Source organism: Alistipes sp. 56_sp_Nov_56_25 (genome assembly GCF_001915285.1).
GTDB lineage: Bacteria > Bacteroidota > Bacteroidia > Bacteroidales > Rikenellaceae > Alistipes > Alistipes shahii.
On record NZ_MNQF01000002.1, the window covers coordinates 232898 to 244115 of the forward strand.

The following is an 11218-nucleotide window of genomic DNA, read 5'->3' on the forward strand; positions in this document are numbered from 1 at the left end:
GAGAGTTGCCGGACAATGCAACGGTCTACGTCCATAGCGTCGTACCGACAGCAACCACCGATTTTACGACTGGAGCCGTCACGAAAGATATTTTCGTCGAGATGGCGATGATCAAAACCCGAAAGGTCGACAATGCGACTTATGAAGCCATTGTCGTCCCGCAACTTCTTGAGTCGCGCCGTCCTTTTATTAGAGGTTGTAGTCAATAATGTATCTTATTTGCAGGAAGATACATTCCAGTTCAAGGTTGGTCGGCAGCATACGCTGTCGCTGATTATCAATTCCAATCCGGATCAGGTCCCGGTTGATATTGGTGGTGAAATCGTAGGTGGCCGGAACTGATAATTCCTGCCGAAAAAGGAGGATTGAATTTCACAGGTCTTTGATCCTGGGGAATTCAATCCTTTATTTTTTGCTTGTTCTTTGTGTTGGAGTTTGTTGGGAGGGAAAGGAGATGGGTAGATAAAAATAAGACAGGTCGAGTTCTACAAAACGTCTTCAGGCGAGATTGGCTTATAGGCTCCGTCTTTGGCTTCGAAGATGACGCTGCCATCCTCGAGGCAGACCGAAGTGTGGAACACTCCTTTGGGCACTTGGATCGCAGGGCAGTCTCCGCCGGCGCGAAGAATAAATTCAGCCGTCTTATGTCCCTGATCATCGTAGAATTCCTCTCTGATAGCACCACGGCAGATGACTACTGTCTCGGAAGTATCCGTATGCCGGTGGATAGGAATGACAGTGTCAGACATCAAGACATTGATCATCCTTTGGGAAGAATCTTCGGCAGAAGTCCTCAAATCATAATTCATCCTGCGACGAGGTGAATCCTCTGCCTGTTCCTGGATGCTGTCAAATAATTTATTGTCAAGTCGCATATCAATTTTTTCGAAAAATATTCTTATAGTTCTTTCTTTTACACCATCCGAATCTATATGATGGGGGGCTGTATATCCATCAATCAGTTTTAATACTGCTATAACGCTGAGATTTCCAGCCAACTATATATTTTAGGGACAGTCGCGAAATAGGCTTAAAATTATAACAAATTGATTGTCAATGTGATAAAAAATTTCATATCTTAGCTACAGGAATTAAAAATTCCTCCGAACACCCTGGAAAAGTGACTTTCGGAGGAAATGAGCAAAAATAACTCATGGCAAAAGTACGAAATTTATCTGACATTCAGCAAGAGATTGCATTTACAGAGTTTGATTTTTATCAGCGATACGAAGAGAGCTTCAAAACATCGGAACTTGGACGGATCAAGTCACTTCTTCCTCTTCGAGAGATGGCGATATCGTTCGGTTTAGTAGAAGAGAAGCCGAAGAGTTTGAGAGTGAAGCGAGGACGAAAGTCCTTCTTCACACCTGAGGGCAAGGTGGCGTTGGCGTTCTTGAAGATGTATACAGGATTGTCAGCTCCGAAGCTGATGGATGCGTTGAATGGAAACATCCATTATCAGATCTTCTGCGGGATCAGGATCAGTCCTGAGAACCAGTTGACAAACTACAAGCTGATCGACAGCATTCTGGTAGAATTGTCCAAGAAACTGAAGATTCAGGAGCAGCAGAAGGTACTTGCAGATGCATGGAAGCCGTACATGAAGAACCTTGATACTGTCTATACAGATGCCAGCTGCTATGAAAGCCTGATGCGCTTTCCAACTGACGTGAAGTTGCTTTGGGAATGTGTAGATAGAGCATACAAGATGATGTGCGGTATCAGTTCTCAGCTTGGTGAGCATCGAATGAGAACAAAGTACAATGATATCGACAAGGCGAACCTGGCATATAGGAAGCAGCGCAAACATACTCATAAGCAGACCAGAAAGATGATAATGAGACTGCTTGCATTGCTGGGCAAGATACTGGGAGAAATCCGCAGACAGATGCGCGTCCATCCGGATGAAGAACTATTGAATTACAAGCAGTTGGATATGCTTGAGACTGTCACAAGGGTATATCGTCAGCAGAAGAACCACTTCAAGAGTGGTGACTCTCGTGAGAGTATCCCTAACCGTATTGTAAGTCTCAGCAAGCCTTACATCAGACCGATAGTCAGAGGCAAGGAGACCAAGATAGTCGAATTTGGAGCGAAGTGCAACAACATATTGATTGACGGAATATCGTTTATTGAGAAGCTATCATTCAATGCATTCAATGAAGGAACGAGACTTAAGCACTGTGTGTCATTGTCGAAGAAACTTACAGGCGTTGATGTAAAAAAGATAGGTGGCGACCAGGGTTACTCGGGTAATGACAACAGAACTTTCTGCAAGGAGAATGGTATTGAAACCTCATTCACTCAGAAAGGACGAACTGGAAAGAATGAAGTTAAGAACGCTACTAAACGAGAACTTGCACGCGTTCGAGCTACAGCAATGGAAGGCTCTTTTGGAACTCAGAAGGAGCATTATGGTCTGCGAAAGATTGCTGCAAGGATAAAATCGACAGAGATCATGCTGATCTTCTTCGGTATCCACACAGCAAATGTGGTAAACCTTGCAAGACGAGAGTCAGTCCAAGTAGCTCTTGCAGCCTGATGTTCCACGCATGGAACACGACTTTACGGGAGTGGTAGCTCCAGACGTGACTGAAAATGAAAAAATCGGCCCTAAAAACAGAGCCGATGATATAAAAAACGATGAGTATGATCGGAAAAATAAGGGAAAGTCTGCTGGTTAACTCAAATTGAAGGAATTAAATGACTATCCCTATTTTAATAGTATTTAGAAGCGTATAACAACCAAAACCAATCAGAAATATCCAATCACAAACCTTTAATTGTCAGTACATTCTAATATTTAACACTTTTCGGCTGCTTTTTGATGCTTCCCAAATTTCCACATATTTTTGAGACATATTTCTGACGTGGAGAATTTGCGGGGCTTATTTTTTGTCACATCGTGCAGGGAGTTGACAAAGGTTTACAACCGTTTACGATGAGCGACAATTTCCACCCCGATATGCAGCAATAGTCACACCGTGAAGACTCCCTATTGCTTATCAAGGCCATTAAAGCGTTCCCATCCAGAAATAGCTAGCTTGCGGTTTGTGACTTTTTTCGATTTGTCAAATATCAGTTCCTTGATATTGATGTCATAGTAGCCATTCAAACTGTAGAGGACTGTTATTAAGGTACGATTTTCTGTCTCTGTAACAGAATGTTCAGATTTGATTCTATAAATCCGGTTTGTTAATGAATATTATTGCAAGAATCATCTTTTTGATGAATTCCTTAAATATTCTTCGTGGAGATGGTAATATTTCTTCTTGAATAATATATACATAACGCTTAACAATGCAAAAACGCATGATAAATATATCCAATGTGCATAAACATTGTTGGGTATCAAATATATAAATCCTATAGATACCGCCAATTGAACGATTGCATATGTCAGAGATACCACGGGGTGGCTTATTTTCAGCTCATTAGCCATAAGTTGATAGACGTGTTTACGGTGAGCCTGTCCAAGATTTTCATGTAGAAGAATCCTGTGACATATAGTCAGACACCCATCCACACCATATACAAGCAGGAATATAAGCCATGTGATATCACCAGTTTTAACTATCAATGCTCCGATGGCAAACAAAAGTATAAATGCTATTCCAACGCTTCCTACATCTCCTGCAAAGCATTTTGCCTTGCCTCTTGGCCTGAAATTGAAAAATGAAAATACTATTACTGCCAACAAAATGATTAGCAGAAAAGATGTATCTACAAAATTATATGTTCTATTAACAAGTAAGAGTGGCAAAAGTACTGCTGCAGAATAACAGGCAGTAATACCATTAATTCCATCCATGAAGTTATAGATGTTAGTTGCACCTACACATACTACAAGAGCCATAGCAATGAAGCCTATCTTTATCCATAAGTCAGATGTTTGGATAAAAGAATTGTTTCCGGCCATGATGAAAAGTTGCCAGACGAGTAAGCCCATTGCCGCGAATTGAACTATAAGTCTGGCTGAATCTGGAAGAGAATGAATATCATCAATGAAACTGATCCCGGCTGCTAATGTTACAGCTGCCAGGAAAAACGGATACTGGAAACCGAAGACTATGCTCCATATCCAAGCCCCCAACAGAAAAATAATCCCTCCTCCTCGTCGTACTATTGATGAGTGACTGCTCCTTTCATTTGGTTTATCAATGATATCAAATTTGTCAGCAATCGTGAAGTACAATAACTCTAAGATGAGAAGAATTACAAGGATGATTCCATAAATTAGGTATGTATTCATAACTTTTTAGGTAGTCGTATTTTAGATGATGCAATGCTGCAATTACCTATTCCCTAATATAAAAAATAGCAATTGCTAATTATAGATATATTTTAGGCCGAAGATTAAAAATATGCATAACTGGCGGGTTGGACATTTGGGGTGATAAAAACCTTTCAATAAATTGATTTACATATCTTTGTGAATATTATCATTGATATGCTTAAAAAAATGCTTTTTCTGTGGTGCTAAAAATGTAGTCCTCAATGGTCTGAAAGCCCGCACTCAGAGATATAAATGCAAGGATTGCGAACGCCGCTTCGACGGGCATACGTCGGAACAAATCACATGTCATAACGGATTATGTAGAGGGCAAGCAAACCTTGGTGCAACTTGCTAACAAGTACGGAGTCAGCGAAAAAACAATCCGCCGAGACCTGGAGGAAATACGGTATATCCGCAAGGCATTCAGATACAAGGATGTAACCATCCAGATGGATACGACCTATTGGGGGCGTGGCTTCGGTCTTATGGTCATCCGTGACGCCGTACGCGGGAAAGTCCTATGGCATAAATATGTACATCACGAGACCATTGCGCAATATGTGGAAGGAGTGGATTGGCTTAAGGACAACGGCTTCCGCATATATGGGGCCGTGATAGACGAGATAAAAGGGCTACCACTGGCCCTGAAGCCCGTTCCTGTCCAGATGTGCTAGTTCCATCAGATGCTTATCATCCGTCGGTACCTACACAGGCCCCTGACCTTGAAGCGTCCAAAGACCTGTTGGACTTGGCGAATACCATAACCAGAACTGATAAGGAGAGCTTTATTGGAGCCTTCAACGACTGGTACGAAAAATATCAGGACATCCTAAACGAACGCATTCACGACAAGTTTATCAAGAAGAAGACACCTCCGTATATGCGCCCGAGGCTGCACAGTGCGTACCTGAGCGTAAAGCGTAACATGCCTTTGTTAGGGACTTTCTATGACAGACCAGAAACAGGACTCCCGAACACGAACAACGCGCTTGAAGGACTGTTTTCCGACCAGAAGAGCAAAATCCGAATACACAGTGGAATCTGCAGGGAACATCGCAAGAAATTTCTGGATGAATAATATCAAAAGGCATTATTAGACAAGCACCGTCACTGGGATATACGACCTTCGGAAGTTACAGTTCGAGTGCTGTGTGGGGGGGGGAATTAAATGGCTATCCTTGAACTTGACGGTTGCCGTTTATCACCCAAAATGCCCAAAGGTAAAATTACTGTAAGGTATGGAATGAATAACTTTAAATATCGATTAATATACCAATATTTAATCTCTCTGCTCTTAACTTTTAAAAGACTATTCCACATACCTACTCCCGAAAGAAATAGGAAACAGTCAACACCAATATTTCCCAATGAAAGAATATATTGCACTGTTACTGATAAATCCACATAGCCATACAAATGACAGATAAGTATGAGTAATGCGCTTATTCCCATTAACTCGGTACGGAATATTGATAATTCTCCTAATTTTACCATTATTTTGAATTATATTACTTCTTTTTTATTACCTTATCAGCCAAGCTTCGCTCTCATATTTATTCCAATGCTTTCTTAATTTTCAAGTTTCTCACAATATACGTTGCTATGTTCTGAGAAAGTTAGCTTATCGGTGAAGAATGAGACGCTATTGAAAAAGAAGAAGTCACTTTTCCGTTTTTAAGTTTTTAAGTACATCTAAAGGTTCCCATTTTAATTCTTTACAGGCTTTTTTATTGCTGAAAGTGAGGCTTTTTGTCATTTTATCTAGTTTATAGCTATTAATAGGAGCTTTTGAACCAAACATGTCGCCTATTTTAGCCATGCACCATGCCATCCAATATGGAATAGAAATCGGCTTGTGCTTTCCTAACTGACGTGCCACAGATTTTGATAATTCCCCGAATGAAGGTTGCCGAGTATCACACACATTGTAAATTCCACCCTTTTTTACCAAAGCAGGTAAGATATTGGCAATGTCCTCTGCCATTAAAATACTTTTCACAACCTTACCGCCTGCAATGTTCATGTAGTATCCCTTTTTTATGCCATTTACCATTGCTCCCAAATTCCCTGGTGCATCTTTGCCCGCAAGGAGTGATGGCCGTAGAATGCTAAGAGTTACGTTTTGTTCCTTACTCCATTTTATTAAGTACTTCTCAGCCATAATTTTGCTCTTAGCATATGGCGTGTCTCCATTAAGTGGGTGATTCTCTGTAATTAACTCTCCATATTCACATCCATATACTGCTACAGTGCTAATGAATATCAATGCCTTAGGCGAGCCAATCTTCTCCAGAGCCGTGCATAAATTTATTGTTCCCTGATAATTTACGTCAAAGAATTCCTGTTTCTCTGTTTCTGTTTTGGGTAACATATGCGCCTTCCCGCAAGCATGCAATACTACGTCATAATGCTCATTAAGTGCTGGAACCTCTTTTGCAAGATTCACTTTAATCATATCATCTGGAGTAATGCCACATGTAGTTACATCATATTGTGTTTTAAGTAGGGGCATTACATTCTTGCCTAAAAATCCGGTACCACCAGTAAAAAGGAGTTTTTCCATTATATGGTTTCAAGAAATTTGTTTAAAATAATTGTCTTGGAATATTTTTTTCCGCTACTTCGCGAGCCTTCAATCCCATAGACTTCAGTTCATCCATATACCATCTATTTGGCCAACCGCAATAACCGATTTGTTCATCGCGTACAAGTAAGTCAATCTCACTGTTTTTTGGCCCAATATACATTATAGGTCTGCCAGATGCTAGAATGTTATAGGTCTTTGATGGTACACCTAATCCATACATGCCATCTTGTAATGTCACAATGGCAATGTGGCACGCTGCTAATATTTTGTTTTGCTGACTGCGGAAGTATGGACCGTGAAAGAATACATGAGGATGTTTCAATTTTTTCAAATTATTTTCCATTGAACCGGTGCCATATAGATGCAGTTCCACATCGCTAGGCAAACGTTCAATGATCTTATCTAATCCTTGCACTCGTCCAATATTACCAGCATACTCCAATATAATTTTACCTTCCGGCATGGGTTGAGGTCTGATGTTATCTATGTCCGCCCAATTTTCAATAATAGTAATACATGGCAAAGATCCTTTACTTTTCGAACCATTCTCAACTTTTTCTTTTAGGACTGAATGCATATCGCGACCTAATGCGATGAGTTGATCTGCTTTAGAGTATGCTTTATCAAATAGTCGTTTAATAAAATTGTACATTGGCATTTTAAGGCCTGCGGGGATGGTGTTTTCTGGAAAAACGTCATGCACGAGTATATGCCACTCAAATTTAAGCCTGCGCTTCTGTCTGCTCATTAGTAATACCAGTGGCGCTGGGTTTGTTACCATTAGTACTTTGTCGCCTTGGCCCACATACTGCTTAACTAGAGCTATCATTCTTTGGCTCATTAGCAGAAATGAGAGGATTTTGCCTTTCGTTGTATTTTTGTCCAAGTCGGCTCCCTTTGCTCGATGTACCTCGATACTTTCGTCTAAATTGAACTTGTTGTTGATATCTAACGCCTTACGTTTATCATATATTTCCGGACCGCAGATTACTCCCACGCAATACTTCTTTGCCATTGCATTGGCAATTTCTCCCAAAATATAGCTCGTCGATGTCTCGTCTGGTGGAAATAATTCTGTTACAATCCAGAGTCGTTGGATAGGTTGTTCCATTATTATTGTTTAAATATATTAACATTGTATAATGGTTGTAAGCCGCTTTTTCATTGTTATTCTTTAATTCCGTCTGAAGGCATTAAGTTGCAAAATGTTCAATTTTTCTATTGAGGGCATGCCAAATGATAAAACAGAATGACAATATTCGTATTGTTATGTAAGGTATTGCTTACTATTTATTGATATCTAGGCTGTTTTTCTTTGAAAATATTCTTCCAATCAAGTATTTGGGCATACCATTGAGCTCCAGCAGGAGTTAGATGCCGACAATCTTGGCTGATATAACGATTATCGTCGGTAAAGACTCTCACGTGATTTTGATCCGTCATTGCGGGTGTTAGCAGGTCTATATAACCCCCCCCCACGCTTTTTTCCATTGTTGATTCAGTAGGATATAACCATAATCTTCAATCTCTGCAACTTGTTTAAAATATTCCAAACCATCTTTACCTTTGAGTTTCTCCTCCGCTCTTTTTTCACTTTTGTAGGCCCGCATGACGAACCAGCGGGCGGTCGTGACTTCTTCTGTATTGGGCGAGGCGATATCCATACATACTTATGCCCGTTTTTTCAATCAGGGCGCATATCTTTAGTTCATGCCAAATTGCATATTGGCATGTATTACAGTCGTTTATATTTATCTCTGCCGGAATAATCATTCATTTATTCCGCAAATCCGCAAATCCGCAAAAAATATTCTACTTATTTTACGCTCTTTCTCTCTGTAAGAGAAAGAGTGATGGATGTAATTGGTTATAACTATCTGGGAAACAAGCGGAAATTACACTCAAAAGACTGTTCATTTGAGCAACATTTGTTGGGCAGAAACCTTTTGGCAAGTCCGGCAGACGAAAATTCCATCTGTTTTAGGTCGTTATTTCCATTAAATTGCATAACTTTGCGTCCGTTAATATTTCTCTTACAGAGAGAAGTAGTCTGTTGCACAACAATTTATCTTTCGCCTCTCCCTACCGATCAGTTGGAATCGTTCATCGAAAACGCCGCTCCGCTCCGTTCTTACCGATTACAGGCTGCTTACGATTTCCTTTGGTGGATCCCATTAACGATATATCTCTTTGCAAGAGAAATGGCAGAGCGAAAAATATTTTATTATTAACATCTTACATCAGCCAAAGCCTGGATTTGCACAACAAATCACTGCATCTGCTTAACATTTATTGAACTGGAAAGAGGTCGATAATTCTATTTTTCATCGGATTCTATTGCTGTATCCCATATTTTTCATAACTTTGTAACGATGTACTATTTCTCTTGCAAAGAGAACTTGTATTTGTCGATTAAAATCCCCGGTTTATTTCGAAGACTTATTCGTAGCTTATTTCTCCAACTATCAATATGCGATAGCCGACTTCTGCAAAAAAAGGAATCTACAAACGGCTCAATTCGACAAAAAGAGCATCTCCTTCAAGAGATATATCTTTTGAAGGAGATTTTTGATACTATTCCCAAAGTAAGCCCCTTTAATGTTTACAGGGCTTTCAGAATTCGGCTGTTCGCCTTGTCCACGGAGGTGGTGTCCAAAGAGGCGAGATAGATCCGCGTGGTCTTCTCCGAATCGTGCCCCATTGCTTCGCTGATAATCGCAAGCGGAATGTTTCTGCTCCTGGCGATGGATGCCCATCCGTGGCGGGCGACGTAACTGGTCAGGGGAACGGTCAGTCCCAATTTCTCGCCCAGTTTCTTCAACTTATCGTTTACCAGATGCGCGGCGTTCTTATACTGCCGGCGAATGTCGGCATTCATGTCCCGGATTATCGGCAGCAGATAAGGAGTCCCGTTCGTATTGTATTTGTCGACGATTTCCTGCATGGGTTTCTCCCATTTGACGAACAATTGCTGCCCCGTCTTCTGTCTGCGGTAGGAAAGAGTTCCGCCTTGCAGATCTTTCTTTTTCAAGTAAGCCATGTCGATAAAGGACATGCCCCGGGTGTAGAATGAAAACATGAAGATGTCGCGTGCAAAATCCATCGTCGGAAACAGTGTCAGGTCCAGATCTCGAATCTGACGAATAACTTTCAAGGGTACGGCCCGTTTAATGGTTTTGTCTATGCCCGTGTAAACATACTTGAACGGCTCGCGCTGTACGGTCATTCCTTTTTCGACGGCCCGGTTGTAAATGGCCCGCAGTCCCCGCATGTAGTAGGAAGAGGTATTCGGACATACGCCTCTCGATTTGAGATAAGTTTCGTACTCGACCATTAGGTCGGAATCCACTTCTTCCCAAAGTAGCTCGTTTTCCCTGCGAAAACGTCCGAAACTATTCATGACTGTCACATACCGCTCGGCAGTGTGCGTTTTACCTACTTGTCTCAACTGTCCAATAAGCATCCGGGTAAAAGTGAAAAAATCCTCTCGATTCGAGGGTGTAAGATACAATTTCACCACATCCCCGACGGTGTAACTTTCGCCGGCACGATCCAACCGGGCGACAAGACACTCCAAGCGGGCTTTGTCTTCCGCAATTCGGCTCTTCAATGTCGCAAGATAAGCGTGTCGCTTGCCTTTGCTGTTCAATAAAAGTCCTCCCGCATACAGCCCGTCCCATTCCGACGGAAACAGTTTATAACCGGTGCTGATTTGCCGGGTTACGCGGTTATGGATTATCTGATAAAACAGTCGGCCTTCACGATCCGCAACGGACGAGGCCCGGAATATTACTTTTACGGTTGCCATACGTTTGTTGTTGTTAAAGTTGACGGGCCAAGGTAACGAGCAAGCGTGCAATTCTATATTTGACTCCGACAAGACTGTCGGCCGAACAATCTATCAGAGCGGGTTACTGTATGAGGAGCGTCATTAACATGGCAGCAGAAGTATAAATACCGTCAGGCATATTCATTGAAGACCGTATCTTCGGTTTCTGAAACTGGAAATAAAAGTCGTTCAAACGGGCGACGATCCGTGTCTTCGAGAGGGTGCGTTTAATGACGACAAACTCCTCGCCGAAGATGCGTTTGACGATAAAGCAGCTGCGGTTTTGCTCCGATCTGACCTTTGAGAGCAGTTCGTTGAAACCGATATGCTGCTCTTCATTGAGCCGGGAAGAGTATTTGTAACTCGCAGTTTCAGGTTTCCGGGGCCGGGTTGGTTCCCGGTGCAATATTACAACCGTCTCGGGGCATGTCCCGTCCTGAAAAAGGTTTACAGTGATTGATAATTAAAGATAAACATTTTGGTTCAAAAAATATTGTCCTGATATAAGTTTACATATGCCTTCCGA

11 protein-coding genes are annotated in these 11218 nt (G+C 41.5%); 3 read left to right on the top strand and 8 right to left on the bottom strand.

The genetic code is table 11. The features are described 5' to 3' along the window. Positions 1–485: 485 nt before the first annotated feature. Positions 486–998 carry a WbuC family cupin fold metalloprotein gene (locus tag BHV64_RS01730; protein ID WP_254886414.1) on the bottom strand — a complete coding sequence of 171 codons (513 nt, stop codon included), beginning with the start codon at positions 996–998 and terminating at the stop codon, positions 486–488. Between the two features lie 155 nt (positions 999–1153). Here BHV64_RS01730 and BHV64_RS01735 point away from each other — a divergent pair, with 155 nt between their 5' ends. Continuing rightward, complete coding sequence (locus BHV64_RS01735) at positions 1154–2542, top strand: transposase (RefSeq protein ID WP_004328501.1); 1389 nt, start codon at positions 1154–1156, stop codon at positions 2540–2542. Positions 2543–3217: 675 nt separating this feature from the next. On the opposite strand, the gene BHV64_RS01740 is transcribed toward BHV64_RS01735, so the two are convergent. After that, positions 3218–4252, bottom strand: a complete 1035-nt coding sequence (locus BHV64_RS01740) for an MraY family glycosyltransferase (RefSeq protein WP_217727797.1) — start codon at positions 4250–4252, stop codon at positions 3218–3220. 193 nt (positions 4253–4445) lie between these two features. Between BHV64_RS01740 and BHV64_RS13320 the strand changes: the two genes are divergently transcribed. Beyond that, positions 4446–4631, top strand: coding sequence for a transposase-like zinc-binding domain-containing protein (locus BHV64_RS13320; RefSeq protein ID WP_418884094.1), 186 nt, complete (start codon positions 4446–4448; stop codon positions 4629–4631). After that, a complete protein-coding gene (locus tag BHV64_RS01745; protein ID WP_217727798.1) occupies positions 4615–4950 on the top strand; it encodes a DeoR family transcriptional regulator in 336 nt (111 codons plus the stop codon). Before BHV64_RS13320 ends, BHV64_RS01745 begins: the two co-directional genes overlap by 17 nt. A gap of 490 nt (positions 4951–5440) precedes the next feature. On the opposite strand, the gene BHV64_RS01750 is transcribed toward BHV64_RS01745, so the two are convergent. From BHV64_RS01750 to BHV64_RS01775, 6 genes are all read right to left on the bottom strand, one after another. Then, the gene (locus tag BHV64_RS01750) at positions 5441–5770 is read right to left on the bottom strand and encodes an acyltransferase family protein (RefSeq protein WP_217727799.1); all 330 of its coding nucleotides are present in this window, start codon (positions 5768–5770) and stop codon (positions 5441–5443) included. A 166-nt stretch (positions 5771–5936) separates the two neighbouring features. Beyond that, positions 5937–6839: an NAD-dependent epimerase/dehydratase family protein gene (locus tag BHV64_RS01755; RefSeq protein WP_217727800.1), complete on the bottom strand. Its 903-nt coding sequence runs from the start codon at positions 6837–6839 to the stop codon at positions 5937–5939. Between the two features lie 22 nt (positions 6840–6861). Beyond that, complete coding sequence (locus BHV64_RS01760) at positions 6862–7974, bottom strand: glycosyltransferase family 4 protein (protein WP_288115520.1); 1113 nt, start codon at positions 7972–7974, stop codon at positions 6862–6864. A 349-nt stretch (positions 7975–8323) separates the two neighbouring features. Next, complete coding sequence (locus tag BHV64_RS13325) at positions 8324–8527, bottom strand: hypothetical protein (protein ID WP_288115521.1); 204 nt, start codon at positions 8525–8527, stop codon at positions 8324–8326. 938 nt (positions 8528–9465) lie between these two features. Next, on the bottom strand, positions 9466–10671 hold the full coding sequence (locus tag BHV64_RS01770; RefSeq protein WP_217727802.1) for a site-specific integrase: 1206 nt from the start codon (positions 10669–10671) through the stop codon (positions 9466–9468). A gap of 103 nt (positions 10672–10774) precedes the next feature. Continuing rightward, complete coding sequence (locus BHV64_RS01775) at positions 10775–11098, bottom strand: hypothetical protein (RefSeq protein WP_254886416.1); 324 nt, start codon at positions 11096–11098, stop codon at positions 10775–10777. Positions 11099–11218 lie beyond the last annotated feature (120 nt).

Bases quoted from the DNA above. Each gene is read 5' to 3' on its own strand.
- BHV64_RS01755 (WP_217727800.1), bottom strand. From the start codon at position 6,839: ATGGAAAAACTCCTTTTTACTGGTGGTACCGGATTTTTAGGCAAGAAT.
- BHV64_RS01750 (WP_217727799.1), bottom strand. From the start codon at position 5,770: ATGGTAAAATTAGGAGAATTATCAATATTCCGTACCGAGTTAATGGGA.
- BHV64_RS01740 (WP_217727797.1), bottom strand. From the start codon at position 4,252: ATGAATACATACCTAATTTATGGAATCATCCTTGTAATTCTTCTCATC.
- BHV64_RS13325 (WP_288115521.1), bottom strand. From the start codon at position 8,527: ATGGATATCGCCTCGCCCAATACAGAAGAAGTCACGACCGCCCGCTGG.
- BHV64_RS01735 (WP_004328501.1), top strand. From the start codon at position 1,154: ATGGCAAAAGTACGAAATTTATCTGACATTCAGCAAGAGATTGCATTT.
- BHV64_RS01770 (WP_217727802.1), bottom strand. From the start codon at position 10,671: ATGGCAACCGTAAAAGTAATATTCCGGGCCTCGTCCGTTGCGGATCGT.
- BHV64_RS01760 (WP_288115520.1), bottom strand. From the start codon at position 7,974: ATGGAACAACCTATCCAACGACTCTGGATTGTAACAGAATTATTTCCA.